The sequence below is a fragment of the Vibrio injensis genome (assembly GCF_001895205.1).
In the GTDB taxonomy this organism is placed as follows: domain Bacteria; phylum Pseudomonadota; class Gammaproteobacteria; order Enterobacterales; family Vibrionaceae; genus Vibrio; species Vibrio injensis.
Window position 1 is genome coordinate 164,929 of record NZ_BDJF01000025.1, and the last position, 24,926, is coordinate 189,854.

General features: G+C 53.0%; 31 protein-coding genes and 1 pseudogene. 6 read left to right on the top strand and 26 right to left on the bottom strand.

Features of this window, described 5'->3' with window-relative positions; genetic code table 11:
• The first annotated feature begins 56 nt into the window (after positions 1 to 56).
• Positions 57 to 950: a methylenetetrahydrofolate reductase gene (gene metF, locus BSR11_RS11520; protein WP_072670499.1), complete on the top strand. Its 894-nt coding sequence runs from the start codon at positions 57 to 59 to the stop codon at positions 948 to 950.
• A 66-nt stretch (positions 951 to 1,016) separates the two neighbouring features.
• On the opposite strand, the gene zapB is transcribed toward metF, so the two are convergent.
• Positions 1,017 to 1,259 carry a cell division protein ZapB gene (gene zapB, locus BSR11_RS11525; RefSeq protein WP_072670500.1) on the bottom strand — a complete coding sequence of 81 codons (243 nt, stop codon included), beginning with the start codon at positions 1,257 to 1,259 and terminating at the stop codon, positions 1,017 to 1,019.
• 298 nt (positions 1,260 to 1,557) lie between these two features.
• On the opposite strand from zapB, the gene glpX reads away from it, so the two are divergent.
• Positions 1,558 to 2,565 carry a class II fructose-bisphosphatase gene (gene glpX, locus BSR11_RS11530; RefSeq protein ID WP_072670501.1) on the top strand — a complete coding sequence of 336 codons (1,008 nt, stop codon included), beginning with the start codon at positions 1,558 to 1,560 and terminating at the stop codon, positions 2,563 to 2,565.
• A gap of 97 nt (positions 2,566 to 2,662) precedes the next feature.
• Here the strand turns inward: glpX and pfkA are convergent, their stop codons facing one another.
• From pfkA to BSR11_RS11545, 3 genes are all read right to left on the bottom strand, one after another.
• On the bottom strand, positions 2,663 to 3,625 hold the full coding sequence (gene pfkA / locus BSR11_RS11535; RefSeq protein WP_072670502.1) for a 6-phosphofructokinase: 963 nt from the start codon (positions 3,623 to 3,625) through the stop codon (positions 2,663 to 2,665).
• A gap of 251 nt (positions 3,626 to 3,876) precedes the next feature.
• The gene (gene fieF / locus BSR11_RS11540; protein ID WP_072670503.1) at positions 3,877 to 4,785 is read right to left on the bottom strand and encodes a CDF family cation-efflux transporter FieF; all 909 of its coding nucleotides are present in this window, start codon (positions 4,783 to 4,785) and stop codon (positions 3,877 to 3,879) included.
• 173 nt (positions 4,786 to 4,958) lie between these two features.
• Positions 4,959 to 5,474 carry a CpxP family protein gene (locus tag BSR11_RS11545; RefSeq protein ID WP_072670504.1) on the bottom strand — a complete coding sequence of 172 codons (516 nt, stop codon included), beginning with the start codon at positions 5,472 to 5,474 and terminating at the stop codon, positions 4,959 to 4,961.
• A gap of 227 nt (positions 5,475 to 5,701) precedes the next feature.
• Here BSR11_RS11545 and BSR11_RS11550 point away from each other — a divergent pair, with 227 nt between their 5' ends.
• The 3 genes from BSR11_RS11550 (at position 5,702) to BSR11_RS11560 (ending at position 8,324) form a co-directional block, all read left to right on the top strand.
• A complete protein-coding gene (locus tag BSR11_RS11550; RefSeq protein WP_072670505.1) occupies positions 5,702 to 6,388 on the top strand; it encodes a response regulator in 687 nt (228 codons plus the stop codon).
• Positions 6,388 to 7,767, top strand: coding sequence for an envelope stress sensor histidine kinase CpxA (gene cpxA / locus BSR11_RS11555; RefSeq protein ID WP_072670506.1), 1,380 nt, complete (start codon positions 6,388 to 6,390; stop codon positions 7,765 to 7,767). Before BSR11_RS11550 ends, cpxA begins: the two co-directional genes overlap by 1 nt.
• Positions 7,768 to 7,850: 83 nt before the next feature.
• A complete protein-coding gene (locus tag BSR11_RS11560; RefSeq protein WP_072670507.1) occupies positions 7,851 to 8,324 on the top strand; it encodes a tRNA (cytidine(34)-2'-O)-methyltransferase in 474 nt (157 codons plus the stop codon).
• A 193-nt stretch (positions 8,325 to 8,517) separates the two neighbouring features.
• Here BSR11_RS11560 and BSR11_RS11565 read toward each other — a convergent pair whose 3' ends face one another.
• Together BSR11_RS11565 and BSR11_RS11570 are read right to left on the bottom strand one after the other, a co-directional pair.
• Positions 8,518 to 8,730 (bottom strand): cold-shock protein, encoded by a 213-nt coding sequence (locus BSR11_RS11565; protein WP_072670508.1) that lies wholly within the window; start codon positions 8,728 to 8,730, stop codon positions 8,518 to 8,520.
• A 264-nt stretch (positions 8,731 to 8,994) separates the two neighbouring features.
• Positions 8,995 to 9,489 (bottom strand): FxsA family protein, encoded by a 495-nt coding sequence (locus BSR11_RS11570; protein WP_072670509.1) that lies wholly within the window; start codon positions 9,487 to 9,489, stop codon positions 8,995 to 8,997.
• A gap of 526 nt (positions 9,490 to 10,015) precedes the next feature.
• Between BSR11_RS11570 and BSR11_RS11575 the strand changes: the two are divergent.
• Positions 10,016 to 10,615 (top strand): annotated as a pseudogene (locus BSR11_RS11575) (lyase family protein); the annotation flags it as partial.
• A gap of 191 nt (positions 10,616 to 10,806) precedes the next feature.
• On the opposite strand, the gene BSR11_RS11580 reads toward BSR11_RS11575, so the two are convergent.
• The 20 genes from BSR11_RS11580 to BSR11_RS11670 form a co-directional block, all read right to left on the bottom strand.
• Positions 10,807 to 12,054, bottom strand: coding sequence for a phage head morphogenesis protein (locus tag BSR11_RS11580; protein WP_072670510.1), 1,248 nt, complete (start codon positions 12,052 to 12,054; stop codon positions 10,807 to 10,809).
• The gene (locus BSR11_RS11585; RefSeq protein ID WP_072670511.1) at positions 12,038 to 13,558 is read right to left on the bottom strand and encodes a DUF935 domain-containing protein; all 1,521 of its coding nucleotides are present in this window, start codon (positions 13,556 to 13,558) and stop codon (positions 12,038 to 12,040) included. The genes BSR11_RS11580 and BSR11_RS11585 overlap by 17 nt, the downstream gene beginning before the upstream one ends.
• On the bottom strand, positions 13,555 to 15,171 hold the full coding sequence (gene terL / locus BSR11_RS11590; protein WP_072670512.1) for a phage terminase large subunit: 1,617 nt from the start codon (positions 15,169 to 15,171) through the stop codon (positions 13,555 to 13,557). The genes BSR11_RS11585 and terL overlap by 4 nt, the downstream gene beginning before the upstream one ends.
• Positions 15,164 to 15,925, bottom strand: coding sequence for a DNA-methyltransferase (locus BSR11_RS11595; protein WP_072670513.1), 762 nt, complete (start codon positions 15,923 to 15,925; stop codon positions 15,164 to 15,166). Before BSR11_RS11595 ends, terL begins: the two co-directional genes overlap by 8 nt.
• Positions 15,918 to 16,415 carry a DUF1804 family protein gene (locus BSR11_RS11600; RefSeq protein WP_072670514.1) on the bottom strand — a complete coding sequence of 166 codons (498 nt, stop codon included), beginning with the start codon at positions 16,413 to 16,415 and terminating at the stop codon, positions 15,918 to 15,920. Before BSR11_RS11600 ends, BSR11_RS11595 begins: the two co-directional genes overlap by 8 nt.
• The gene (locus tag BSR11_RS11605) at positions 16,415 to 16,735 is read right to left on the bottom strand and encodes a hypothetical protein (protein WP_072670515.1); all 321 of its coding nucleotides are present in this window, start codon (positions 16,733 to 16,735) and stop codon (positions 16,415 to 16,417) included. The genes BSR11_RS11600 and BSR11_RS11605 overlap by 1 nt, the downstream gene beginning before the upstream one ends.
• Positions 16,728 to 16,940, bottom strand: a complete 213-nt coding sequence (locus tag BSR11_RS17590) for a TraR/DksA C4-type zinc finger protein (RefSeq protein ID WP_072670516.1) — start codon at positions 16,938 to 16,940, stop codon at positions 16,728 to 16,730. Before BSR11_RS17590 ends, BSR11_RS11605 begins: the two co-directional genes overlap by 8 nt.
• Positions 16,941 to 16,944: 4 nt before the next feature.
• Positions 16,945 to 17,085: a hypothetical protein gene (locus BSR11_RS17305; RefSeq protein WP_167363659.1), complete on the bottom strand. Its 141-nt coding sequence runs from the start codon at positions 17,083 to 17,085 to the stop codon at positions 16,945 to 16,947.
• On the bottom strand, positions 17,078 to 17,500 hold the full coding sequence (locus tag BSR11_RS11615; protein WP_072670517.1) for an N-acetylmuramoyl-L-alanine amidase: 423 nt from the start codon (positions 17,498 to 17,500) through the stop codon (positions 17,078 to 17,080). Before BSR11_RS11615 ends, BSR11_RS17305 begins: the two co-directional genes overlap by 8 nt.
• Before the next feature lie 106 nt (positions 17,501 to 17,606).
• Positions 17,607 to 18,044 carry a Mor transcription activator family protein gene (locus tag BSR11_RS11620; RefSeq protein WP_072670518.1) on the bottom strand — a complete coding sequence of 146 codons (438 nt, stop codon included), beginning with the start codon at positions 18,042 to 18,044 and terminating at the stop codon, positions 17,607 to 17,609.
• Positions 18,041 to 18,526: a regulatory protein GemA gene (locus tag BSR11_RS11625; protein WP_072670519.1), complete on the bottom strand. Its 486-nt coding sequence runs from the start codon at positions 18,524 to 18,526 to the stop codon at positions 18,041 to 18,043. The genes BSR11_RS11620 and BSR11_RS11625 overlap by 4 nt, the downstream gene beginning before the upstream one ends.
• Positions 18,516 to 18,812, bottom strand: coding sequence for a hypothetical protein (locus BSR11_RS11630; RefSeq protein WP_072670520.1), 297 nt, complete (start codon positions 18,810 to 18,812; stop codon positions 18,516 to 18,518). The genes BSR11_RS11625 and BSR11_RS11630 overlap by 11 nt, the downstream gene beginning before the upstream one ends.
• 1 nt (position 18,813) lies before the next feature.
• Positions 18,814 to 19,440, bottom strand: a complete 627-nt coding sequence (locus BSR11_RS11635) for a DUF3164 family protein (protein ID WP_072670521.1) — start codon at positions 19,438 to 19,440, stop codon at positions 18,814 to 18,816.
• Entirely contained in the window at positions 19,437 to 20,192 is a 756-nt protein-coding gene (locus tag BSR11_RS11640) for an HD domain-containing protein (protein WP_072670522.1), read from the bottom strand. Before BSR11_RS11640 ends, BSR11_RS11635 begins: the two co-directional genes overlap by 4 nt.
• Positions 20,179 to 20,517: a hypothetical protein gene (locus BSR11_RS11645; protein WP_072670523.1), complete on the bottom strand. Its 339-nt coding sequence runs from the start codon at positions 20,515 to 20,517 to the stop codon at positions 20,179 to 20,181. The genes BSR11_RS11640 and BSR11_RS11645 overlap by 14 nt, the downstream gene beginning before the upstream one ends.
• A complete protein-coding gene (locus tag BSR11_RS11650; RefSeq protein ID WP_072670524.1) occupies positions 20,517 to 21,542 on the bottom strand; it encodes an AAA family ATPase in 1,026 nt (341 codons plus the stop codon). The genes BSR11_RS11645 and BSR11_RS11650 overlap by 1 nt, the downstream gene beginning before the upstream one ends.
• Before the next feature lie 59 nt (positions 21,543 to 21,601).
• Positions 21,602 to 23,260 (bottom strand): Mu transposase C-terminal domain-containing protein, encoded by a 1,659-nt coding sequence (locus BSR11_RS11655; protein ID WP_072670525.1) that lies wholly within the window; start codon positions 23,258 to 23,260, stop codon positions 21,602 to 21,604.
• A gap of 2 nt (positions 23,261 to 23,262) precedes the next feature.
• Positions 23,263 to 23,445, bottom strand: coding sequence for a hypothetical protein (locus BSR11_RS11660; protein ID WP_072670526.1), 183 nt, complete (start codon positions 23,443 to 23,445; stop codon positions 23,263 to 23,265).
• A gap of 4 nt (positions 23,446 to 23,449) precedes the next feature.
• Complete coding sequence (locus BSR11_RS11665) at positions 23,450 to 24,640, bottom strand: hypothetical protein (RefSeq protein ID WP_072670527.1); 1,191 nt, start codon at positions 24,638 to 24,640, stop codon at positions 23,450 to 23,452.
• Between the two features lie 24 nt (positions 24,641 to 24,664).
• Positions 24,665 to 24,895, bottom strand: coding sequence for a helix-turn-helix domain-containing protein (locus BSR11_RS11670; protein ID WP_072670528.1), 231 nt, complete (start codon positions 24,893 to 24,895; stop codon positions 24,665 to 24,667).
• Positions 24,896 to 24,926: the final 31 nt, after the last annotated feature.

The window sequence follows — 24,926 nt, forward strand, 5'->3', positions numbered from 1 at the left end:
TCTATACGTAAAGAATGTTGTGTTTGCGTTGTGGTCGTTAGCACAGGGAGAGAGAAATGGGATACACGCACGCCAGTCATATCGATGCTTTAAATCAAAGTATCGCTGAAGTTTCAGATATCAATGTCTCGTTTGAGTTTTTTCCACCTAGTACACCGCAAATGGAAGAAACCTTGTGGAGCTCGGTGCATCGCTTAAAAGATCTTAAACCGAAATTTGTCTCCGTGACCTACGGAGCCAACTCTGGTGAGCGTGACAGAACCCACTCGATCATCAAAGCCATCAAAGATCAAACGGGATTGATTGCAGCGCCACATCTCACCTGTATTGATGCCAGCCGCGAAGCGTTAATCACCATCGCCGATGACTACTGGCACAATGGCATTGCCAGTATTGTCGCCCTACGTGGGGATATTCCACCGGGTGGCGGCAAGCCGGAGATGTACGCCGCTGACTTAGTTGCTCTGCTCAAATCTTGCCACGATTTTGACATTTCCGTGGCCGCCTTTCCTGAAGTGCATCCAGAGGCGAAAAGTGCCCAAGCCGATCTGCTCAATTTGAAACGTAAAGTCGAAGCGGGAGCCAACCGAGCCATCACTCAGTTCTTTTTTGATATTGAGAGCTATCTTCGCTTTCGAGACCGCTGCGTTGCAGCAGGTATCGATGTCGAAATCATTCCCGGTATTTTGCCCGTTTCGAACTTTAAACAAGCTGCGCGCTTTGCCGCGCAAAACCACGTTAAAGTGCCGCAGTGGATGGCCAAACAATTTGCCGGATTAGATGATGATCCGGTCACCCGACAATTAGTCGGTGCTAGTCAGGCAATTGATATGATCAGAGTGCTAAGCCGTGAAGGAGTGAAAGATTTTCATTTTTACACCTTAAACCGCGCCGAAATGACTTACGCGCTTTGCCATACTCTTGGTGTACGCCCAATGACTACCGCTTAACCAAAGGGCTATAACCACAACGCCGAACAAAGTTCGGCGTTGTTAGCTATCAATAACGGCTGGAGATTATTCAACCTCTTCCATCTTACCAAGCAAGCTACGAATGCGCGTTTGCCATGCAGCATGCTCTTGTTCCATTTCTTGCGCTTTTTGCTCAAGTGCTGCACGGCTGGCTTTTAATTCATTCGCTTCTTGCGTGAGCTGTTGTTTCTCTTCTTTCAGCTCTTCCACTTCCATTTGCAGTAAGGCGATGGTATCAACCGCAGTTTGAATTTTTGCTTCGAGTTGTTCTAGTACTTCAAAAGACATGTGACTTACCTTTGTTTATTCCGTGATGTGAATTCAATTCACTCTATTTAACCATTCTACTCAGCGATGCGCAGAGAAACACTTACTATATTCGATCTTGTTCGCTATTCGGTCAAAAAAACAACGCAATTGACGCTATCTTTACTTCTCACGCTCAAAGAGAGCTTATCTCGCTCTTAAAAGACAAAGTTTTGATCCACTACAAAGCTTACGGCGCTAAATAGCAAACGTTTACTTATGAGTATGCTAGAATCCGCGCAACTTTTTTATCCTCTTTAAATTGGTGGTTGGAGTAAGCATGAAACGCGATTTAGCAATGGCTTTTTCTCGGGTAACCGAAGGTGCAGCACTGGCAGGTTACAAATGGCTTGGCCGAGGTGATAAAAACGCGGCTGACGGCGCAGCCGTAGAAGTGATGCGGATTTTATTGAACAAGACAGAAATCAATGGCGAAATCGTTATTGGTGAAGGAGAGATCGATCAAGCTCCGATGCTCTATATCGGAGAACAGGTCGGCTTAGGTGGTGACGACGTCGATATCGCTGTCGATCCCATTGAAGGGACACGCATGACCGCAATGGGTCAATCCAATGCATTAGCGGTATTAGCAGCGGGAGAAAAAGGCAGTTTTCTCAAAGCACCGGACATGTACATGGAAAAACTTGTCGTCGGTCCTGGAGCCAAAGGCTGCATCGATTTAAATAAACCATTAGCCGACAATTTACAGGCCATCGCTACCGCACTGGATAAAGCTTTACACCAACTGACGGTGGTGACTCTGGCGAAACCGCGTCACGATGCCGTGATACGTGAGATGCAGCAAATGGGTGTGCGTGTTTTTGCGGTGCCTGATGGCGATGTGGCCGCATCAATTCTCACTTGCATGCCGGACAGTGAAGTCGATGCCATGTACTGTATTGGTGGCGCTCCTGAAGGGGTAATTTCTGCAGCGGCGATTCGAGCATTAGATGGTGATATGCAAGGCCGGTTGTTAGCTCGCCATCACGTTAAAGGCGACAGTGAAGATAATCGTATTTGGGGCGCCAAAGAATTGGCTCGCTGTACCCAAATGGGTGTACAAGCTAACCAAGTACTGGCACTCCATGATATGGTACGCAGTGATAATGTCATTTTCTCAGCCACAGGGATCACCAAAGGCGATTTATTGGAAGGGATTAGCCGACAAGGTAATATCGCGACGACCGAAACACTACTGATCCGTGGTCGCTGCCGGACAATTAGACGAATAAAGTCCATCCACTACTTAGAGCGTAAAGATAGTGATGTGTTACCGATGATTATTTAACACCTTAGCTGAGATTTAAAATCATAAAAAAGACCGCATCGCGGTCTTTTTTATTTTGGATAGTGATTTTTTCAGTCTGAGATAATCATCAAACGTCTTAAAATAACTCTTCAGCTACTTTGTACAAATCTTGGCGCACCGGACGCTTCATGGTTTCAATCGCTTCGATGATATCATGATGCACCAGCTCTTCTTTTTGGATACCCACGCAACGACCACCATGTCCTTCTAGCAACATATGCACCGCATAGTTACCCATACGTGAAGCTAAAATACGGTCAAATGCGGTTGGTCGACCACCACGTTGAATATGCCCCAGTACCGTTGCACGCGTTTCACGACCGGTTGATTTCTCAATCTCTTTTGCCAATTGGTTAGCGTCTGTCATCAGCTCCGTTAAGGCAATGATCGCGTGTTTTTTGCCTTTTTTGATCCCGTCTTGAATATTCGAAATCAACTGCTGCATATCCAGACCCGTTTCTGGCGTGATGATGTACTCACAACCACCGGCAATCGCTGACATCAGGGTTAAATCACCACAGTGACGGCCCATGATTTCTACAATGGAAATACGTTGATGTGAAGAAGACGTATCACGCAAACGGTCGATCGCGTCGATAACAGTATTGATCGCCGATAAATAACCAATAGTGTAATCGGTACCCGCGATATCGTTATCGATCGTGCCTGGTAAACCAATGCAAGGGAAACCCATTTCAGTCAGTTTTTTTGCGCCCATGTAAGAACCATCACCACCGATCACGACTAAAGCATCGATATTATGCTGCTTTAAATTCTCAATCGCTTTTAGACGTACTTCTTCATTACGAAACTCAGGGAAACGAGCTGAGCCTAACATAGTCCCGCCTTTGTTGATCACATCCGAAACACTGTAGCGATCCAGTTGCTTAATATTCCCTTCGTAGAGTCCAAGATAACCATCATAGATACCATAGACACCTAAACCTTCACCTAATGCAGTACGAACAACGCCACGAATCGCTGCGTTCATGCCGGGCGCATCACCACCACTTGTCAAAACACCGATATTTTTAATCATGCTCACCCTCGATTTTTTGAGAATTCAAAACTCATTTTTAGTCGTGCTCATTCAGACCAAACAAGCAACAAAATTGTGCGATATGTTACCTCGCCCGATAAGGAATACTACTGTTATTTGAGCGTTTTTTTGTAACTTTATTACTTATGTAAGAGTATTACAGCTTTATCCTATCGCTTCGTTGATTCATATCAGAATACTGTTTTTTAATTAAACTGACTGAAATATAGTCAAGTTGAGCGCTCTTTGCCTTACCACGTCGATAATTTTTGTTTACGTTCCACGTTAAACACGACAGAGTAAGGATCTTGGTGAATAATCACATCCGCACCGGGAAATAGGTGGCGTAATTTTTCCTCAACTTGATCAGAAATGCGATGGGCTTCAATAAGCGGAATATGATCATCTAATTCGAGATGCAATTGAATGAATCTGACTGGTCCAGCCATGCGCGTTCGCAATTGATGAACCCCTAACACACCATTGACCGACAAACAGGTGGATCGGATCTGGGCTAATTCGTCATCAGGAAGCTTTCTATCCATCAGTGTTTGCACCGCCTGATAAGCCATGCCAATGGCACTATATAAAATGTATACGCCTATCCCAATAGCAAAAATCGCATCGGCTTGTTTAAAACCCAACCAACTCAAACCCAGAGCCAAAATAATCGCCGCATTCATATATAAATCAGTTTGGTAATGCAAAGAATCGGCGGCAATCGCTTGGCTGTTGGTTTTTTTGACCACATAACGCTGAAACGAGACTAAGCCAAAGGTCACCAATAAAGCAAATACACTGACATAAATGCCATATTCTGGCGATTGGAGTTCGTGAGGACGGAAAAAACGCTCAACCCCATTGAGGAGTAAGAAACACGCTGAACCGGAGATAAACATCGCTTGCGCTAAGGCCGCTAAAGATTCGGCCTTACCATGACCAAAGGTATGTTCTCGATCGGCTGGTTGCAGGGCATAACGTATGACAATTAAATTGACCACAGAGGCGGCAATGTCGAGTAAAGAATCCACCACTGAAGCAAGTAGACTGACCGACCCAGTCATCCACCACGCGGCTATTTTAACCACTAATAAACCACTGGCCACAATGGTGGCGGTCCATGCAGCCAGTGTTACTAAGCGAGCGTACTCTTGTTTCATTATTGTCCACCGAAACTCAATAAACCCATGCACATGATATATTCTGAATGCTGAGTGATAAAGTGGCCTACCCTTGCCTGGTTATTTTGCAACACAAGGAGTGAAATTAACCACCCTACACCAGCACATCGATTGCATCAAGTTAGCAGAGTAACCGCTGTGGTGGAGTTTATTTAAGCTCGGCCTTTCCCTTTCGCGCCATCTTTAGGTCCACGTGGCTCACCACCTTCTCGACGATGCTTTTCCATACACTCTTGCTGTAAAGTCTGTAGCTGGGTCTTTTGCTCATCGGTCAAAATACTCATCATTTGATGACGCTTCTCCAACATATTTACTCGGCGTTCTACCTGTTTATCGACCATCTGTTTAGCCAGATCGTTAGCCGCAGCGCGATCAAAATCCGCGGAGAGCATTAACGCTCGCTCTTGTTCACGCAAGGTACTCATTTCATCACGCGAGCCACGACCACGCTGATCTTGCATGGCTTGGCGATGTGCTTCGCGCAAGACTTTTAGCTGGCTCTGCTGTTCTGTGGTTAAGTTCAGTTGACTGACGATACCTCTTTCACTGTGTAAACCACATCTTTGATGCTCAGTATGCTTGCCCTTACCATAAGCCAAGGCTCCGGCACTACCGAGGGCCAAAGGTAAAGCGACTGCAGCGAGAATCATTTTCTTAGTCATATTCATCATTATTTCCTCTCAATAGTTATCGTTGATAAGCTTAGCCTTCCAAGCTTGCTACGATGGGAGAACTGCCCAAGCAGCACTTAATCAAACAATACAAGTTGACGAGTAAAGTGGCGTGTAGAGAGCGTAAAGAATCGTAAATAGTCACAAATACCCCATTATCTCCGCCCATTTCGCAGTAAACTATCCTCATCCAGCAAGAAAGTAATATCGGTAACGAGGCAGCAATGGCACATATTCTTCTGATCGACGATGACACCGAACTCACCAATCTACTCAAAGAAGTCCTCAGTTATGAGGGGTTTGACGTCTCTGAAGCCAATGACGGTCAATCCGGTTTGGCGGCGCTTAACGATGAGATTGATCTGATTTTATTGGATGTCATGATGCCTAAACTCAATGGTATGGAAACATTGAAGAAACTGCGTGAAAACTGGGCGACTCCGGTCCTGATGTTAACCGCAAAAGGCGAAGAAATTGATCGTGTGATCGGTCTAGAATTGGGAGCCGATGATTACCTTCCCAAACCATTTAGTGATCGCGAATTGCTCGCTAGAATTCGAGCGATTTTACGCCGCACGCAGCATCAACCCGTGCATAAATCCTCCGATGTGATTGAGTGTCAAGACATTCAAGTTTATCCCGGCAAACAAGAAGCCTACTGCCAAGGCCAACTGCTCGACTTAACCACTACTGAATTTGCCCTATTAGGCCATTTTGCCCAAAATCCAGGAGAAACCCTCACTAAAGAAATGCTCAGCTTGGATGTGTTAGGCAAACGACTGGCCGCTTTTGACCGAGCGATTGATATGCATGTCTCGAATTTGCGCAAAAAATTACCAGAACGACTCGATGGTAAACCTCGAATCAAAACCTTGCGTGGTCGTGGCTACTTAATGGTGGCGGAAGAATAATGCGCTTACCCAAACTCAATAGTCTTTATGGCCGTATCTTTGCCATTTTCTGGCTAACCATGTTATTGGTGGTGATCGCGGTGTTATCTTTACCGCATCTTGATCCGCGTAAATCACGAGATATTCCTTCCGAAAGTTTACAACGGATGCGCGAATATCAGCAAATCTTGGAAAAACGCTTTATCCGACAGGATGACCTTTCGCGGATCATTACCGAACTAGAATCAGGCAGTCACCATAGTTCGCGACCGCGCTTTTTTGTTACCGATCAAGACGGTAATATCCTCACCACAAAACGGCATGAAAATTTTCAATTAAAGGCATTAAAAAACTTTACCACCAGTATTGAGTCTGTAGATAAACCGCAACAACGTTTGTATGGTCGCTATATGATCGCTGGCCCAGTCGCTATTCAATTAGCAGAGCAGAATCTATTACTGTATATGGGGATGCGTTGGGATCAACCTCCGCCATTTCTACTAAGACTATTTGATAAACCGCTGCATCTGCTGTTGTCGGTTATGCTCGTCAGTACTCCTCTACTACTTTGGCTCGCTTGGGCATTAAGTCAACCAGCCCAAAGACTCGCACTCGCCGCTCAGCGTGTTGCTCGAGGTGAATTTGTCGTGGACCCCGCTCTGGAAAAAGGCACCACAGAATTTCGTCAAGCCGGGCGCAGTTTCAATCGAATGGTGCAAGCCGTTAACCAAATGATTTCCGGTCAACAGCGCTTGCTATCCGATATCTCCCATGAGTTACGTTCACCGCTAACTCGTCTAAGAATGGCCAATGCTTTAGCCAGTCGTAAACAAGGAAACAGTAAAGAGCTAGAAAGAATCGATACTGAAGCGCAACGTTTAGAACGCATGATCGGTGAACTACTTGAGCTGTCTCGCATGCAGACCAATAGTCATTTAAGTCGCGAGATACAACCGTTGTCTAGCTTATGGGAAGCGTTACTCGATGATGCACAGTTTGAGGCCGAGCAAATGCAAAAACAGCTGCTCCTCGACCCGATTCCTGATCAATACATTTCAGGTAATCCACAATTATTGATGAGTGCATTAGAAAATGTCGTCCGCAATGCGATTAACTACAGTCAAGATCGGATTCAAGTTAGCTTTCGTTGTGTGGCACAACAAATCATCATCACTATTGAAGATAACGGACCAGGCGTCCCAGATAATGAACTGAGTGAAATTTTTCGACCATTTTATCGTGTATCGACCGCAAGAGACAGAGACAGCGGAGGGACAGGGCTAGGGTTAGCGATAACGGAGAGTGCAATCCGTCAACATAGTGGTCAGGTTAACGCAAGCCGAAGCGATCTTGGCGGATTAAAAGTGCAAATCACCCTACCGCTTCACCGTGATCAATAAGCGATAGAGCGAATTGATAAGATCAACATCTGACGTTCGGTACAGTATACTAACGGGCTCTATTAATAAGGAAAAGCTCAACCATGTTTGACATCGCCCTCTATGAACCTGAAATCGCCCCTAATACGGGAAACATTATTCGCTTATCCGCTAATTGTGGTGCGCACTTACACCTCATAGAACCGTTAGGATTTGATTTTGAAGAAAAAAAGTTACGTCGAGCGGGGTTAGATTATCATGACCTTACTCGAGTCACTCGCCACCAAAATTATCAAGCGTTTCTCGATTACTTAACGGCTCGTGGTGAATTTCGACTGTTCGCCTGTACCACAAAAACCACAGGTCATCACGTTGATGCTCGGTTTCAAGCTGGGGATGTATTGTTGTTTGGTCCAGAGACTCGTGGTTTGCCCGCCGAGCTCATTCAAAGCTTACCGATGAGCCAACGCATTCGGATCCCAATGATGCCAGATGCCCGAAGCCTCAACTTATCCAATGCCGTCGCCATCATCGCTTTTGAAGCATGGCGCCAATTGGGTTTTTCTGGCGCTCAATAGGCGGTTCACGTCTAACTTGCGACAAAACGATCATAGTTAACGAGTTTCCCTTACGTAGCTTGATACGACTCATTCGGCTCAAGCTTCAATAATACGATAAGAGAAAAACTGAATACGCTTAGAAGACAATAATGACAGACAGCAAAAAGGCCGCCTAGGCGACCTTTGTATAATCTGATTAAGTATCAGTTAATTATAGAGTTACAACTTGAGCAGCTTGTAAACCTTTTTGACCGTTTTCAACGATGAATGATACTTTTTGGCCTTCAGTCAAAGTTTTGAAACCTTCAGAAGCGATTGCGTTGAAATGTACGAATACATCAGCGCCGCCGTTGTCTTGAGATAGGAAACCAAAACCTTTAGTTTCGTTGAACCACTTTACTGTACCAGTTGCTTTGTTAGACATAATTTGTCCCTTATATAGAAATTCATAGGATTGCTGCGCACTTGCGCAAGGTGCTAAAGCATGAATTATTTAATGTAGCTAATCATGTAAGGGAAATATTAGGATAACAACTTTTACGATGGGATTCTAAGAATTTACTTTTACTTTTGATTTTCATTAATAACTCTTAACTATAGAGCCAGATAACTATAAGGCTTTCACTCTTATTAAGCAAACGTTTTATTCAAAAATAACCAAATAAACTCAAATCTCCGAATAGAACAATCAATTGAGTCGATTCGAGTCGTCCCGCCGATGCTCCTTTTGCTCTTCTTTATACTCATACTCACCATCAAACGTCTCACCCTCAGTATTAGGTCGAGATTGTGATGATTGATGAGAGAACGAGTCAGGACCACTCATGGTATTCACAACCAAATACCCCATTAGGTAATGAGCCAAACGCGCCCTTGGAATAGGCAGCAAAACGAGCATGCCGATTCCATCAGTAATGAATCCAGGTGTCAGTAATAAAACACCAGCGACGGCCAACAACATACCTTCGATGATTTGCTGTGCCGGCACTTCACCGCGTTGCAAACGCTGCTGGACCGACAGGAACGTCAATACACCTTGACTACGCACCAGTATCGCCCCAACCAAAGCGGTAAATAGGATTAAACCAAGCGTTGGCCATAACCCTAAAAAACCACCGAGCTGAATCAGCACCGCAATCTCAATAATTGGCAGGGCAATAAATAAACATAATAAAATAAGCAAGCTAGCTTCTCCTTAATTTAACCTTACCTGACACACCGTCTGGAAACCTAACACCTCCACCATGTGTTGACGAGTCTATGGCAACGACCATCCACCATCCACATTTTTCAAATTAACGTGATGCCCACGTAACTGCAACTTTGTTACGTCATCAGTCTGTCATTTATCGTCATCGACCAGACTCTCCCAACCAATCTATTCAGCTCAATCATACGGTTGCAATTACCCTTCAACTCAGAGTGAGATTACGCTGATAAATATTCTATAAAATAATTCTTATTTTCAATATGTTAACTTTCCATTAAACGAATTCGCTCAAACCATGAGATCTTAGCTAAAGATCCCGAATCTCTACGCGGCTATGCACCGGAAAGGTGATCCAGTTCCTATTTTTTATCTACTGGTCAAGTATGATTAGCCAAGAAGTCAGGACAGATTTTCCCAGCCAACCATTCTGGTGAACGGATTCTTAAGACAGAGATGGCTAAGTGTGACTAATCAGAACAATTATCTTAAGGATCCTGTGATGGCTACCCTATCTGAAACCCCTATTACGAACCAAGCAACCCGTATCGAAGAAGACCTACTCGGCGAACGCCATGTTCCTGCCGATGCTTATTATGGTATCCATACCCTGCGGGCGATAGAAAACTTCAATATTTCTAATGTTACGATCTCAGATGTCCCTGAATTTGTTCGTGGCATGGTCATGACCAAAAAAGCGGCCACACTCGCCAATAAAGAACAAGGCGTGATCCCGAAAGATGTCGCTAACTACATCATTCAAGCCTGTGATCTGATTTTGGAAACCGGTAAGTGTATGGATCAATTCCCTTCCGACGTTTTCCAAGGTGGCGCAGGTACTTCAGTGAATATGAATACCAATGAAGTGATTGCCAACGTTGCTCTTGAGCTGATGGGTAAACAAAAAGGCGAGTACCAGTTCATTAACCCTAATGACCATGTCAACAAGAGCCAATCGACCAACTGTGCTTATCCAACCGGATTCCGGATTGCAGTTTATAACAGCATCCTAAAACTGATTGAATCGATTGAATACATCAAAGCTGCTTTTGAGCTTAAAGCCGTTGAGTTTAAACAAATTCTCAAAATGGGTCGTACTCAGTGTGGGGGACTGTTAAGAATGAGACGGTGGGGTAGATGAGTCAGTGGCCCAGAAGCCGCGTAGTTATTGAGTTCTGACAGTTCAGGAGTAAAACTTAATTATCGTTTAGAGTGGGACATATTGTTCATAATTATGGGGTACACCGTTAAGAAAATACCACACAAAGCGTCTATTAACTCCCTTCAAATGAACTATAAACCACCTTTCAGAAGTTCGTAAGCTGCTGCCCAATCCTTGCTTAGTTCGTTGCCGTCGTCAATCTTTGTGATTGCGTGAGCGTTGAATGAGCGCTGGACACTCTCGCTTGGGCTGAATTCGAGTATAGCAGCATGGAACAGAAAGCGCCGCCCGCCCAGCTCGATTAACCCCAGCAGTTCCCCTACTGCTTTGTCCAGGTATATGGAGTGTGGCAGGTTGAGGGTGGTTAGCAGGTCTGCCGCTTCATCCTCGGTTATGCTGTGGCGCTGAATGGCGCTCTTTAAGGTGCGGTCGTCTATCACCACCAGAGCAGTGCGAGGCGGTACGCCGTTGCGGTCCATGCCATTCAGAACATCTGAAGTCAGGTAAGCCGCTGGCCGATATTCTCCGACGGGTTCAGACTCTCGCAGAGTGTTGCACCAACGCGCGAAATTTGACGGGCTGCCGGGTATTGGTAGACCGTCATTCTGGGTATATTGGTGTGGCTCCAGAAAGTCGCTGAATATGTTGTTCCGTATGCGAGGCGGCAGGGTTGTCAGTTTTTCCGCGAAGGCTGACTCAGCAGCCAGCCAGGCTTTGCCCACATTATAGTCCCAGCCGACACCAATACCCTCTGGAATGTCTCCGTACACTTCGCCCGTGCGGCTGTTGACTCGCTCGGTCTTGCGTATCTGCGGGGTGTCGCTGATACGGCCACCTTGGCGCTGGACGTCTCGGTCAGAGAGGGTGCGAACACTGCACCGGCAGCCATAGTCATTTGGCGGGTAGTGCGTGTTCCAGAATGGATCATCTATTGGCAGAATCAGCCGGTCCCAGGCGGCGTGCTGAGGGCGCACCCTGTCGTCGCCAACAGTCAGATATTGTAGGTATGGGCGGCGGGTTTTTGTCTCTTGCATTTGCGACCAGCGGCCAGCCATTTGAGCACTGCGCAAATTGTTGTCATAGATAACGCGAGTGCGCCACCCTTGCTCACCTCTATAGCTCCAGCCGTGCTCCTGAACAATACTGTCAAAACGGCGGCGAAACTCGCTGATACCTTCTCCTGCTTCAAGGGCTTCGGTGATGGCGTCGTGAAAGTCCCTTAGTAAGTCAGCCTTTGTTGCTCCAGCAATGGCGAACCCTTTGGCATGAATGTCACCCAGAAAGTCGTCCCAGCGCTCGGTTGGAATGCGCAGCTTGCCGCGCAGGTTTTCTATGGCACGGGTATTTGGAAGGCTGACCGCCTCAGTCTCCACCGGCATTTTCGCCCCCTTTAAGCCACTCGAAAGCCAGGGCTTCAGCGGTCAAGTTTGCCAGTGTGGTGTCATCCATACGCGGGTACAGCTCCCCCAGCGCCTGCTGGAACTCGCGCAGGCCTTTGCCCTGTCGCTCAAAGTCAGCCAGCATTTTCGCCACCGGTGCCAGGTAGTCCGACTCAATCGCCTTATCCACCGAGTCCAATAGTGCCTCGTCAGCCTCTGCGTAGTGGTATTGGCCACAATCAGGGCATGGTGAGCGCTTGTTAAAGGCCGCAGGCTGTTGCCGGTTTCCGCCTTGCGGTATGGCGTCGTCGTCGCTTTCGGCCATTGGTATATTAAGCTCTTTATGCATAGCGCTTCGACTTACCCGGTCGCTGTTGCGAATGGCAATTTCGTAAACCTCCGCCCGGTCTTTGCGTGCCTCCTGTTCTTCGTAAAACTCAAAGGTTGGCGCGGCTACGTCTTCACCCAGGTTGATCGTGGTAATCCAGCGGAAGGCTTCGTCAAAGGCGAAGGCGATAACCTCCCGATCCGATTCGTGGACGCTGGTTTCGCGCTCTCGGGCTGTTTCCGACGCGGCCCGCGCCCCGGTGCTGTTTTGCTCTGTGGCCAGGCTCTGACTGGTCAGCGCCTTAGACATTTCGCGGTTGCATTCGTGTATCAGTAGCTGCTGCACCGGGCTGGAAGCCTGTCCGCCGCCCTTAGCCTCCAGCAGGTCGATGTGTCCACCCTCTTGAAACACCGCGTAGCCTGCTTCTACCAGCTCTTCCAGGGCTTCGCTCAGGCTGTTCTGTTCGTGCTCCGGCGTACCTGCCGGGTATTTGCCGATTGGGAACGGCAAGCCAAAGCGTTCGCAGAGCTTCACAAACCACTTGAAGCCGCCATGCTTAAAGGTATAAGGCCAAAAGCATGAGCTTAAAAGTGCGGTCCCATACGGATTATCATGGCTCGGCATGTGGCGGGTCACCAGGAATCGGTAGTCCTCGGCAGGTACGCCATGGGCCGGATGTTCGCGGGTGCGAATCCGCAGGTTGTTTTCATGGTCAAAAGCAAAGCGACGGTTGGGGCGGTCGACGATGGCCTTGGGTAATATCAGGTTACCGTTGCGCTCCCAGATTACCTCATGCACACGAAAGCCCCGAAACACGGCGGTGCCCATGTTCCAGATTACATCAGGCCAGGTCATGCCTGGTGCTGGCCGTCGTGCCATCCATTGCTCGCAAAGCTCTGCCGCCCGCATTGCCTTGGCATCCTCTGCGCCTGGTACCACGCGGTGCTCATAGCGAAGCAGGCCTGCTCGAACAGAGCGCAGCTCACCAATTACGTGGGCGTCTGCCTGTATGGCATCGAAAACCGCCTCGCTTTTTCCTGCTTTGCGTAGGATGGTGTCGGGGTTTGGTAGGATCGCCAGCGCCTGGTAAAAGCCAGGGTCGCTATCGCGTCCGGCCTGCGGGCCTGCAACCAGCGACTTGCTCAGCCGCCGAACGTCTGACTGGGTGATGCTCATGCTTCGTAACCTCTCATATCTATACTGTTGCGCCGCCGTCCTGTTCGCAGAGTGCCGCGCGTGCTGTGTCCGCTTATGGCCAGCATCCATAGCATGTGCAATGCGTCCGGCCCGTCGTCATGGTCTGCCTCGGGCCAGTGCTTAAGTTGTTGTAGCAGGGTGTGTTGCGAGCGGTGCAGCCGGATAAGCTGGTTTACCACGTGCGGCTGCAGGGACTCAATGCGCAGGGCTTTGTCGGTGCTTGGTGTGATGGCTCTGGCTGGCACCGGCACCCCTTCTTTGGCGCTGCGCTTGACCAGTTCAGTGCGCAAAAACTCTTGAAACTGCACCGACTCGATACCCCACACCTGGCAGTGGTACTCAGCCTGAAGGTTGATAATGTCTGAAATGATGCGATCAGGAACGCGGCGGCTTATGCTGGCCTCCACCACATCCAGCACTCCATGCTCACGGTCATAACCTCCAATCAATAAGGCAGACGGGTCGCGCCCCGTGTTGTTCTTGCCCAGCGAGGGGTCGCACGCACCATAGAACACCCAGTCGCGGGAAGGCTGCACCCAGAAGGTGATGCCGGTAGAGAACGGGCAGGACTCGCCCGCGCTCGGGTCTTGTTGCATCTCGCAAGCGAAGGCGTCGTGGTCGTCTGCGCGTATCTTCATCAGCGCCACCAACGGGCGAACCTCTGGCCAGCTCACCACTGCGCCCCGGTCCATTTCCTTTTTCCGCTCCCGGTAGAAGCGGTCGGCCACCTCTTCACCTTCATTCAGCAGCAGTTCTTCCCAGCGGTCCCAAAGGTCCATGCGGTCGGGCCACTCAAGCACAGCTCGGAACACACGCGCGCGCCACGTAGGGCGGGCCTGAATTCTCGCCAGTACCGAGTCGTAATGCAGGATGGTGCCGATATACCCAACATCCATAGTGCCGTCTGGCGGCCCCAATTTAAGCACCGCTTTGTTGATCCAGGCGACCAGCTTGTCGCGCTGAGTCAGAGAGCGCACGTTTTCGTCGTTCTCTATATCATCCAGTAAGACCAGGTCGGGGCGGTGAGGGCCGTGGCGCAAACCCCGTAAGCGCTTGAGTGCGCCAAAGGCCTGCACTTTGCGATTGTTGCGGGTAACAATAACACCGATTTGCCACACCCGACCGCGCCCTGCAACGTCCGGGAAGTCTTGGGCCAGGCGTGGGTTGCTCTCCAGTTCTGCCTTGATGGCCTCCAGCATGGTCACTGCCTGGTCGGCTGTGTCCATGATGATCACGGTGTACCACTTCCAGCCGTTCAGAATGCACCACAACGAAAAAAGCTGGGTTACCAGGGTGGACTTGGCCTCGCCGCGCGGTGCCGCTACGGCGTACTTATTGCCCTTATTCTCTTTCAGCTTCGGTGCCAACTCGCTGGACACCCAGCGGTGAAAGTTCGACTCTTTGTTGCTGACGTAGTGCGGGAAGTAGGTCAGGCAGAAAAAGCGAAAGTCTGACACCTGCTTGGCCACTCGGGCGCTCTTCGCCTTTGCGTCCACTGCAAAGCCGTCCACCTCCGCCTCGATGCGCGCGCGCAACTCACCGGCGTACTGTGCAAGTTGCTTTTCAAACTCGCGGCGCGTTAGTTTAGCCATTCGCCACCTCGGCAGTTGCCAAGCCTAGCTCCGCACGCAGTCGCTCCGCCGCCACCTGAAAATAACCCTCTGACATTTCCACGCCAACGAACTGGCAGCCAGCACGTAATGCGGCCACTCCGGTGGTGGCGCTGCCCATAAAGGGGTCGAGCACCACGCCGCCCGGCGGCACAATGCGGACCAGCTCTTCCATCAGTGGTTCTGGTTTGCCTACCTGATGCAGACGCGGACCCTTGCGGGGAGCGCAGGTAAAGACGCCAGGCAATGCGGGCGCTTCGGAATTGGGGGGCATGGGTCCTTTACTGCCCCAGAGTACGTATTCTGCCTGAGCGCGGAACCGGCCTTTCGATGGGCGAACGCCCTGGGTTTTGTCCCACACTGCTACACCCCGCCATGAGAAACCGGCTGCCTGCAAAGCGTCCGAGCTTACCGGTAGTTGCCGCCAATCGGTAAACATGCAAATGGCAGCCCCCGGACGCATGACGCGGTAGCACTCACTGAGCCACAGAGTGGCCCAGGCAAGATAGCCGCGCTGGTCGCGGTTGTCGCCGTCAAAGTCGGGCAACACCTCTTTCTGGCCGGTGGTTACATACTTGGTGCGGGTGCTGGCCTGGCGATCACCACGAAACGCACCACCACTTGAGTAAGGTGGGTCGGTTATAACTGCATCCACACTGCCGCTGTCCATGGTGGCCAAGGCGCGTAGCGCATCCCCTTGAATCAGGCTGACGCCCGGCAATTTCATGCTATCCATAAATCTCGCTCAAATGCTCCCCAAAGGGTTCCAGAATCTCCAAAAACACCTCGGTGTGTTGCGGGTGTTTCTGGCGTATGTACTCGGCCAGGTGCTTGGTTACGTCCAGCGCAATAGACAGCTTGGCCAGCTCGGGGCTGGTTGCACCGGCAGCCTTCACGGTCTTGGTGTAGGCGTCGGACAGGCGACTGATTGCCTCCGCCCGTTCTATCGGGTCACCACTGTGGGTGCGCAGGGCTTCGAGCGTGGTTTGAAACAGCTTTATAAAATCGTCCAGCACCGCCGCCGTAAGGTCGCCCAGCCCACCGTTGCTTATGCGGTCGGCCATACGGGCGTTGTCCCAGCAGTCGCCACGTTCCCGCGCATTCGCTTTCCAGCGCCGCGCTGTCTCATAGCGGACGTCGTGCATGGCCGCTGCCTGCGTTAGTGGTACCCGCCCCTCCACGTATGATTTGCGGACGGCTTGCCGGGTTTCCTTCGTGTGCGCCATTAGCCACCCTTCATCATTAACTTGGCCAGCTCCACCGCAACGGCTGCCAGGCCACCCGCCAGACCGCCGGTGCTGGCACTTTTCAGGTTGACGTTCGACAGCGCTGTGTTCAGGTCGTCAATGTCCTTTTCCTGCGCTTTCATGCGGGCATCCAGTGCCGCCTTCAGATCGTCAATGCGTTGATTGGTGTGCTTGCCCTGGTTGGTAACCAGTTCGCGAATTGCCCCCAGCTCGCTGCGCATCTCTACCATCAGCATCAGCATTTGGTGCTGTGGGTCCTTTGCCTGCTGGTGCAGGTTGCTGCTATCTCGATCAGTCATGATAGGTCTGGCACTCCGTACAACGTGTCGCGCCCGGCTTGATGGCCAGGCGTTTCGGGTTAATCGTTACGCCGCAATCAAGGCAAGCGCGAGAATCGCCGGGCGCAATGGGTTGTGCGTCCGTGCTGCTCTTTGCCTTGGCCCTTGCCAGCGCTATGTCTCTTTGTCGCTGCTCTGCGTCAGCGGCGTGGTCTGCAAAGTCCACAGGTTTACTCCTTCTTGTTGTTGCTCTGCCACTGCCGAATCAGCGGGAACAGCAATAAGGCGAACAGTGCCGTTATGGCAATGCGCCGCCACCGCCATTTGCGGTTAATCAGATCGGGGTCTTCGTGCAGGGTTGAATCAGCCATTAGCGCCTCCTTGCCACCAGGACTTCACGTCGAAGCATGGGCATGGCTTGCGGTTGTCAAGGTCGCGGTGTCCACACACAGCGCTGACGCCGTATGCCTTGGCGAGGCTTTGCACCAGGCTGTCCAGTTGCTGCCACTGGGCGCGCGTGAAGTTACAGTCCGGTTGCCCTTGTTCGCTCATGCCGCCCACCAGGCAGACGCCCAGGCTGTCGCCATTATGGCCAGCCACATGAGCACCGGCCTGCTCTACAGGTCGGCCTTTCTCCAGCGTGCCGTCGCGACGGATCACGAAGTGGTAGCCAATGTCACGCCAGCCGTTTTCCTCAACGTGCCAGCGGCGTATGTCAGCCGCTCCTATATCCATGCTTGGCTTGGTGTAAGCGCAGTGGATAACAATTCGGTTAATGGCTCGCATAAATACCCCCAAGTAGGAAATTAAACATGGGGCAAGGGTAAGCGGCCCGGTTACTGCGGGCAGGTACGGAAATGTTTCAGCGGGAAGAGTAAAACAGAGGGAGGTGTTACAGGTCGAACAGGCTGCGCTGCTGCGTGTGGCTGCTTACGTAGCTGTCACTGGCGGCTAGAATGTTTGAAATTTGCCGCGTAGTCAAGTCATACCGACGAGCCAGTGTTGCCAGGCTTTCACCCTGGGAGGCTTCTTCGCAGATGCGGCGATTGCGGATCTGAATCAAGGCTTTGTCCAGCTTGGGAAGGGTCAGGGTTTGGCCGCCATACTCTTCGCTGAGCGCCTTGGCGCAGTCGGCGGGCATGATCTTGGTGAGCACCTCGCTGCGCTCGCCATGGATAGGTACCGTGTAAGGGGTGCCGCCCCGCGCGCGCAGCAAAGACAAGGTGGCAGGCAGGCCAATGGTGGCTGCCAGTAGGCGTATTTGAGGGGGGAGCTGTGAAAGCTCCACGCCCTCATTGATTAAGTGGTTCAGTACCGCCTCTTGGGTCAATCTGTTATCTCCTTTTGTAACCCTACCCGAACACACCAACCCTTCAAGGCTTCAATGGCCTGATTGAGCTGGTGGCCGTCCGCCCATTCCAGTCGCTCCAGGCTCTTGACTTGCCCAACACACCAGCGGTGCATGGCCTGCTCGCTGCGGTCGCGCACGTGGCCTTTGTCGGCCAGTAGCGTCCACATGGCGTTGAGCTTGGCAATGCGCGCCTTGCGCCACTTGGCTGTACTCAGCCGGGTGCCGGTGCGCTTAACTTTAAAGCCGTTGCGCTTCAGGTGCTCCAGCGCCTGATCCAGTTGCGCCACGGTCATGGTTTTGGCCGATACTTTGCCACCCTTCTCAGTTGCGCCGTATTGACGCAAGATAAGGCGGTAGGTTTCTTCGTCCAGTTGCAGCTCACGCTGCCCTACCGCCAACAGGCGGTAGAGCTGGACGCGGCGGTCGCCACCCTTGGTTGTGGTGGCTGGCTTAGCTGACATAGCCGAACCCTCCGCACTTCTTGCAGCGCTCGCTGTAGTCGTGACCGCTGATGTTCGGGTATTCAATCTCGCCCGAACCTTCGCAGTGCGTGCAGGTTGGCGGTTCCAGGCTCCACTCGTCGTCAGCCAGGCGCACAATGTCGACCTCAGTTTGCGGCCATAGCTTACGGGCCAAGCGCTGCACCGCCTCTTCGGGGGAGGCGGTGCAGGTAGCCCGCTTCCCTTTAACCGTGTTGGTGGTGTAGGTTCCGCCCACGTATTTGGTGTGACAGGTTATTCCGGCCATATCACACCCCCGCAATGTCCAGGCTGATAGCCTGGTACCGGTCGGTGTTGCCTACGCGCTCATAGAAGCGAACATAAGCCTTGCTGCCTACAACCTGGCACGCCTCGCTAATCGCCTTCATGGCCTCCTGCCAGCGGTGGTCGGTGATTTCCAGGCGACGCAAAGCCAGTACGCGGGCGGTGCGAATGTCGCCCTTCTGGTCCACTCGGAACGCATCGTTAACCAGCGTTAGCAGCTCAGGCTTTGCTCCTTCGCTCCAGTCTTGCAGGCATTCGTCGATCAGCGCCTTAGCCGCCTGCAGCCGTTCATCGAACGCAATGCTTTCATGGATAGCGCGCTGCACCTTGTACTGGCCGTCAAAGCTGAGCAGGGATACATTGCCCTTTTTCCCGCCCATTTTCACCCCGTACTGCTCGGCGCTCAGCTCAATAAACGCCTCAATATCGCCAAAGGTGGCTGCTTTAAATTGTGTCAGAGTTTCTTGCAAGGCCTTGGCTTTTTGCACCAGGTCGCGCACCAGTTGGTCGCGCTCCTTGTCGATGGGCTTGATCATGTCTTCATGCACCAGGCGGCCCTGTGCGTCTTTCAGGTAGCCAGCCGGTACCTGTTCGTGCTGTTGTTTAGTCATGGTGTTGTGCTCCTTTGGTCTTGGTCGGTAGCCCCTCCGGCATGGGTATGCCGGCGGCGCTGGTCAGGTAACGCAGTGCGTGAATAAAGCGCTGCCTCTTCGCTCATGGGCGGCATAAAGCCCAGGTTGCGGGCGGTGGCGTCTGGGGCGGGCAGCAGTTGCTCACCTTCACCTAGCGGCCACAGATGCCGCATTTCCATAATGGTGGCCTGGTGGTCTGCCTCTGCAATCAAAGCGCGAACGGTCAGGCTTGGCGGGTCCAGACGAAAGGCGCACTCAATAGCCGCCTGAAGTTGCTGGGCCGCTTTCTCAAGTGGTTCACGCATTCCCGGCAGCGCCTTGAGTGGCCGGATGATGTCGCCCATATAGGCCTCGTGAGCGTCGTGCAGCAGCGCGTGCAGTACGTCTACCGGGGTGGTGCCTTTGACCTCCTCCACATAGTCCGCCACCCACACGCTGTGCTGGGCCACACTCAGCCCGCCGCCGTGACCATGGCCCAGGTAGCGGCGCTGGCTGGCCAGGCTCCAGGCAATATCCCACCAGTGAACGGCGGCGGGGTCGGCGTTAGCCAGATCCATAATGCGCCCACTGTAGGTCAGCATTACCGTGGGCGGGTGGCCCTGTTCGGTGGCCGGGTGCAGCTCCTGAACCTTGCCGTGACAGCAGGCCCCTACGCCACTCACCAGACGCGAATCCCAGCGGCCACATACTTCGCATTCACCTTCCTTGCGTGCCAGGTTATCGGTTTGCATGGCGCACCTCCTTGGGTACCGGGTTGTGCTTGTGGCTGTGGTGGCGCAGCGGTTCCACAATGCGCCCACCGCACACCTTCGCGCTTGCCGGAATCATTGCCTGGGTCAGGCGTTCAGCCTCCATTTCGGCCAGCGCCTCGCGGGTGGCCACTTCCTGCTGTGCAGGCAGGAGCGGGGCTGGGTCTTCCCCAGCCCTCTCCATCTCCATGTAGTGGTCCGGGCTGCGCAGGAATGCCACGAAAGGCACTCCACGGCGGCGGTGAATGTCATGCTTAACAAACACCTCCCCCCAGTATTCGATGTAAGCGTCGGTGTAGCGGGTCATTACGCGACCTCCTTTGTTGTTGTGCGACGGGCGGCGCTGAGGTTCAGCACCTTTTGTGCGATCTGGTCCAGCAGCCCCACGCTCAGGGTGTGCCCCTGGCGCAGGCCGTAGTCGCGCAGCGCGGGCAGCAGGCCTTCTACCAACAGGCGGGCGCTGCCCTGACTGTAATCCCATAGGCGGTCGAGCAGCGCCTGCTCTGGCTCGCCGGTTTGCTCCAGCGCAGCCAGGCACAGAGCGTCGTGGTCTTCGCGGGTGATGCCTTTAACGATGGGCGGCCAGAAGGTGATGCGCGAACGCACCCGGTTAAAGCGACCGTGAGCAGGCTTGATCAGGTTGTTCAGCTCTTCTGTGCCAGCCAGCACCACGCCAATACCTGCCAGGTCGCGAATGCGGCGCAGGTCATCCAGTGCGGTGGGTTGCAGGTTCTCCGCTTCGTCCACCACCAGCAGGGTGTCGGTGCCCTTGAGTGCATCCACCAGGGCGAGGAAGCGGGCGTCGTTGGTCTGCCGTGGCGGCACCACTTCAAAGGCGTTGGTCAGCACTTGCAGCAATGTGCCGGTGCTCATTTGCGGGTGGCTTTCAATCAGCACCGTGCTGGGGTGGCGGCGGGCGTATTCTTTCAGGCAGGTGGTTTTGCCTGTGCCCACATAGCCATGCACCAGCCCCACGTTGCGGTAGGCGCTGGCCCGCTGGCACACGCTGTTGACCAGTTGATACATGCTAGTTTCAACAAACGGCACCTGGCCAATGTCGCGCCGTGCGTCCTGGCGGCTGATGGCGTCCAGCAGCTTGGCCAGATGTTTGGCGGGTGGCGCACCGTACTTACCTGCAATCACCTGGTTCAGGGTGGCCGCATTTACGCGCGCCACCTTGGCCAGCCATGCCTGGCTTTTCTGGTGGCTGTTCAGCCAGTCAATCACCTGCAGCGTGTGTTCCTGGTCTTGCTCTGAATAGCGCTCATGCCACTGCGTAGGCTTGGCGATTGGCTCGTAGTTGCTCGGCTGAGTTGTGCTTTCTTGTTTCATGCAATATACTCCTATTGCTTGTTTATGGCGGGTGGTTCCCGCTGTTAGTAAAAGTTGGCTCACTCTTGGTCGAGGTAGCCCACGTCGAAAACGTCGATTTCCGGTAGGGAGTCGGCGTTTTTTTCTGCCTCCAGAAACTCCACCGCGCCCAGATCTTCAATGGCCGCCAGTGTGTCGGTGTGCTCCAACGTTGGCCGCGCCCGGCGCTCAGCTTCTTCAATGTGTTTTTCATGCCGCTTTATTTGGGCTTTCAAGCGCTTCTCTTGCAGGTCTTCCAGGCGGCTCGCGGCAATGGCGTCTTTCTTATTCACCAAGGTTGCCTCGCAAATAAACCGCTGGTCTTCGTCGCGTATCACCACCAGGTTGTCGTCCTGCAAGTTGTACTGAACCACCACCTGCTTACCGTTAAAGCTAGGCAGTGTGTCGTGGCCATAGACGCGGTTGAACAGATTCACCCAGCCCCGGCGCACCGTGCGCTTGGCTTGCGGCCACACCAGGTCCTGCGGCTCGCAATGCAACGGCACCCGGTTCAGGCTATCCCAAAGCTCTGCCGGTGATTTGCCGCCCAGGGCTTTTTTCGGGGTGTTGTTGTGCCAGTCCACCCACTTGGCCACCGCTTCGCGATACTCGGTATAGGACGGAATGCGGATCTCACCTTTGCGGATCTTGAACTCCAGGCGACTCAGGGCGTCGTCGGTACGGCAATGGCCACAGTACGCCTCAAAGGTTTTGCCCAGCCGCTCTTCAAACCAGTGGAACAACCCCTCCACCAAGCCCTTACCTTTGGCGTTGCCTGGCAGGGCGTGCATGGACTCAATGGCGAAGCGTTGCAGAAAGCCGGTCACTTCGTCGTCGATCAGCTTATTCTTAAAGCCTGAACCGGGGTCTACGTGGATCATGGCCGGGGTGTGGTCGTGTGACGCCATGGCAGCGGTCAGGCTGTATAGCGTGGTAACCGCGCTTTCGTCTTCGGCCAGCCACCAGCCGGGAATGTACTGGCTGCGCAGGTCGATCCACACCGTCAGCTCGGGGCGGTAGTGCTTGCCACTGTTGGGGTGCTGCACGTACACGTCGCAGCGGTGTCCGTCGCCCTGGTAGATCAACCCCACCGGCACCTTGCTGACGTCGCGCATGATGTGCGGCTTGATGTTCTGGTTGTAGTAGTGGCGACCCATGCGCTTAACACCGAACTCGCCCAGCTCGGCAGGCAGCGACTTGAGGTAGCGGCGCACTTTTTGCGGCGTGACCTCCCAGCCCTCCTGTTGCAGCCAGATGGCTACGGTGCTCATGTGTGGCTTGGTGGGGCTGTTGAACAGGTGGGTGGCGCGCACCTCCCACCCTTCGCTTTTGCGTTGGCGGCCCTTGCGGGAGTCGGCCAGTGCCAGCAGCTTTTCGGCGTAGCTTCCGGCGTCTTCAATGGCCTGCCACCAGCGCAGCAAGGTGGAGCGCCCTGGCATCTTGCCGATGGTGTCGAGCGCATCCTGGGCGAACTCCGGGAGCTGCTGAGTGCGGGCCGTGGCCAGCAGCCACTCCACGCTTTTGGAGCGGCTGATGCCAAGCTGTTCGTGCTTCTCAATGGCCACATTCAGGAACGTAAGCCGGGCCTCGCTGAGCGTGCGCTTTACCTTGGGCAGGCGCGACACTTGCAGGTCCGGCGTGTCGTTTACCGTCAGGCTTTGGGTGTGGCTCATTTCGTTAAGTTTGGCGACGCTACCCATGGTTACGCCCTCCGGTCTTGGTTGATGAAGCGGGCAAGGTGTAGCTGCACCCGAAGCGCAGCGGCTTCCACCTCAGTGGGCTGTTCAGCACAATACAGCTCCCGCATCAGTTCAATCAGGTCAGCGCTGGGCTGGATTAGTAACGCGTCCAGCCGATTGCTTTGGTCTTGGTTCAGGGTTTTCATGGGCTTAGCCCTCCACCTTCTTCGGGCGGCCACGGCGGCCCGCGTTTACCTTGTTATGGCGCGCCGCAGAGCGAGCCTTGCGCGCGGCTTCATCGGCAGCCAGCAGGCTATCGCGCTTCTCCTGGAACACGGCCAGCTCTTCTTCGCTGTATTTGTGGCCCAGCACAGAGCCGCCCACGGAGTCGCTGTAGCTTTCTTCCAGCTCCTGCATCAGGCGTAGCGCCGGGGCAATGGCACCGGCCAGGTTGTGGTACAGGGTGGCGGCGCAGTTCACGCGGGCTTCGGCCTGGCCGCTGTCGTCCAGGTGGCCGCGCGGGTTGGGTGGCTGGCTGAACAGCTCGGTGGCCTTTGGCCCCAGGAATCGCTCATACAGATTTCGCAGGCCGTTCAGGCCACCCAGTATCACGTCGGTGGTGGCGTAGCTTTCTTCGCGGATTTCCAGCACGTCGGGCGACATGAAGTTGAACGACTTCTCGAAGCGCTCATACCCGGCGGCCAGCTTCAGTTCGTTGCGGGCGGTCTCCAGCTCAATGTCTTTGCTCAGCAGTTGCTCAGCCATGCGGGCTTTTTGTTCGCGCAGGTCTTTAATACTGAAGCGCAGGTCGCGCACGCTCAGGGCTTCCAGCTCTTCGCCGTCTTCGTTTTCGAGGAACTCGTCCAGCACCTCCGGCTCGGCCTTGGCCAGCTCCAGCACCTTGCTTTTGGGCAGCTCGGCAAAGCGGCGCAGGCGTTCGTCGGGTTGGGCGGCGAGGAAGCGGGCTATTTGCATGCACTCAGAGGCACGGAACCGGTTCAGACCAATGTTCTCTAGGGCGTCTTCAAACTGGCCATGCTCAAGGCTCTCCTTGAGCGCCGTGAGACCTACGCCAATCTTGGCAATAGTCATCCCCAGTGTTTCTGTCTGGCGGCGCAAATAGCTGATCATTTCCGCCTGACTCTGGGATACGTCTACACCGACAACGCTGGCAACTCGGCTTATGTCCTCTTTGGTGAGGGCCCCGCCAAGTTTTGAGATGGCCAAGGCCTGGGCGGTGGCGTCGCCTGAATCTTTAAATGTTCGGACAGTCCGAACATTTGCTTTTTCCTCCACCGGCTCCATGCTCAGCACATCTTCAATGTCGATCTGCTCTTCGTCGCGGCGCGCGGCCGGGGCCAGTACGTCGATGTTCACGTCGATTTCAGGGGTATTGCTCATAGGGTTCATTCTCTGGGTCGAGGGTTAAGCGGCTTTGTTTTCGGCGTACAGGCCGGGAACAATCTCTTGCCCTACGGTGCGGCTAAGCTGCACCAGAATGGCAAAGGTGATGCGCCCACGGGGGACGTCTTGGGTGCCTGCATAGCGGTTGATGCTGGCCAGGGTGGTGAACTCGCAGAAGCCGTGCTCCCGTGCCCAGCTGCGGATGCTGTAGCCTTGCAGCATGAGTTCTACTCTGATTTCTTGCTTATTCATGGCGGTTACTCCTGTTTTGCTTTGTGGTGAA

What these genes read in the sequence shown, in the direction of transcription:
- metF (WP_072670499.1), top strand. Translation starts at nt 57, where the DNA reads ATGGGATACACGCACGCCAGTCATATCGATGCTTTAAATCAAAGTATC.
- zapB (WP_072670500.1), bottom strand. Translation starts at nt 1,259, where the DNA reads ATGTCTTTTGAAGTACTAGAACAACTCGAAGCAAAAATTCAAACTGCG.
- glpX (WP_072670501.1), top strand. Translation starts at nt 1,558, where the DNA reads ATGAAACGCGATTTAGCAATGGCTTTTTCTCGGGTAACCGAAGGTGCA.
- pfkA (WP_072670502.1), bottom strand. Translation starts at nt 3,625, where the DNA reads ATGATTAAAAATATCGGTGTTTTGACAAGTGGTGGTGATGCGCCCGGC.
- fieF (WP_072670503.1), bottom strand. Translation starts at nt 4,785, where the DNA reads ATGAAACAAGAGTACGCTCGCTTAGTAACACTGGCTGCATGGACCGCC.
- BSR11_RS11545 (WP_072670504.1), bottom strand. Translation starts at nt 5,474, where the DNA reads ATGAATATGACTAAGAAAATGATTCTCGCTGCAGTCGCTTTACCTTTG.
- BSR11_RS11550 (WP_072670505.1), top strand. Translation starts at nt 5,702, where the DNA reads ATGGCACATATTCTTCTGATCGACGATGACACCGAACTCACCAATCTA.
- cpxA (WP_072670506.1), top strand. Translation starts at nt 6,388, where the DNA reads ATGCGCTTACCCAAACTCAATAGTCTTTATGGCCGTATCTTTGCCATT.
- BSR11_RS11560 (WP_072670507.1), top strand. Translation starts at nt 7,851, where the DNA reads ATGTTTGACATCGCCCTCTATGAACCTGAAATCGCCCCTAATACGGGA.
- BSR11_RS11565 (WP_072670508.1), bottom strand. Translation starts at nt 8,730, where the DNA reads ATGTCTAACAAAGCAACTGGTACAGTAAAGTGGTTCAACGAAACTAAA.
- BSR11_RS11580 (WP_072670510.1), bottom strand. Translation starts at nt 12,054, where the DNA reads ATGCCGGTGGAGACTGAGGCGGTCAGCCTTCCAAATACCCGTGCCATA.
- BSR11_RS11585 (WP_072670511.1), bottom strand. Translation starts at nt 13,558, where the DNA reads ATGAGCATCACCCAGTCAGACGTTCGGCGGCTGAGCAAGTCGCTGGTT.
- terL (WP_072670512.1), bottom strand. Translation starts at nt 15,171, where the DNA reads ATGGCTAAACTAACGCGCCGCGAGTTTGAAAAGCAACTTGCACAGTAC.
- BSR11_RS11595 (WP_072670513.1), bottom strand. Translation starts at nt 15,925, where the DNA reads ATGGATAGCATGAAATTGCCGGGCGTCAGCCTGATTCAAGGGGATGCG.
- BSR11_RS11600 (WP_072670514.1), bottom strand. Translation starts at nt 16,415, where the DNA reads ATGGCGCACACGAAGGAAACCCGGCAAGCCGTCCGCAAATCATACGTG.
- BSR11_RS11605 (WP_072670515.1), bottom strand. Translation starts at nt 16,735, where the DNA reads ATGACTGATCGAGATAGCAGCAACCTGCACCAGCAGGCAAAGGACCCA.
- BSR11_RS17305 (WP_167363659.1), bottom strand. Translation starts at nt 17,085, where the DNA reads ATGGCTGATTCAACCCTGCACGAAGACCCCGATCTGATTAACCGCAAA.
- BSR11_RS11615 (WP_072670517.1), bottom strand. Translation starts at nt 17,500, where the DNA reads ATGCGAGCCATTAACCGAATTGTTATCCACTGCGCTTACACCAAGCCA.
- BSR11_RS11625 (WP_072670519.1), bottom strand. Translation starts at nt 18,526, where the DNA reads ATGTCAGCTAAGCCAGCCACCACAACCAAGGGTGGCGACCGCCGCGTC.
- BSR11_RS11630 (WP_072670520.1), bottom strand. Translation starts at nt 18,812, where the DNA reads ATGGCCGGAATAACCTGTCACACCAAATACGTGGGCGGAACCTACACC.
- BSR11_RS11635 (WP_072670521.1), bottom strand. Translation starts at nt 19,440, where the DNA reads ATGACTAAACAACAGCACGAACAGGTACCGGCTGGCTACCTGAAAGAC.
- BSR11_RS11640 (WP_072670522.1), bottom strand. Translation starts at nt 20,192, where the DNA reads ATGCAAACCGATAACCTGGCACGCAAGGAAGGTGAATGCGAAGTATGT.
- BSR11_RS11645 (WP_072670523.1), bottom strand. Translation starts at nt 20,517, where the DNA reads ATGACCCGCTACACCGACGCTTACATCGAATACTGGGGGGAGGTGTTT.
- BSR11_RS11650 (WP_072670524.1), bottom strand. Translation starts at nt 21,542, where the DNA reads ATGAAACAAGAAAGCACAACTCAGCCGAGCAACTACGAGCCAATCGCC.
- BSR11_RS11655 (WP_072670525.1), bottom strand. Translation starts at nt 23,260, where the DNA reads ATGGGTAGCGTCGCCAAACTTAACGAAATGAGCCACACCCAAAGCCTG.
- BSR11_RS11660 (WP_072670526.1), bottom strand. Translation starts at nt 23,445, where the DNA reads ATGAAAACCCTGAACCAAGACCAAAGCAATCGGCTGGACGCGTTACTA.
- BSR11_RS11665 (WP_072670527.1), bottom strand. Translation starts at nt 24,640, where the DNA reads ATGAGCAATACCCCTGAAATCGACGTGAACATCGACGTACTGGCCCCG.
- BSR11_RS11670 (WP_072670528.1), bottom strand. Translation starts at nt 24,895, where the DNA reads ATGAATAAGCAAGAAATCAGAGTAGAACTCATGCTGCAAGGCTACAGC.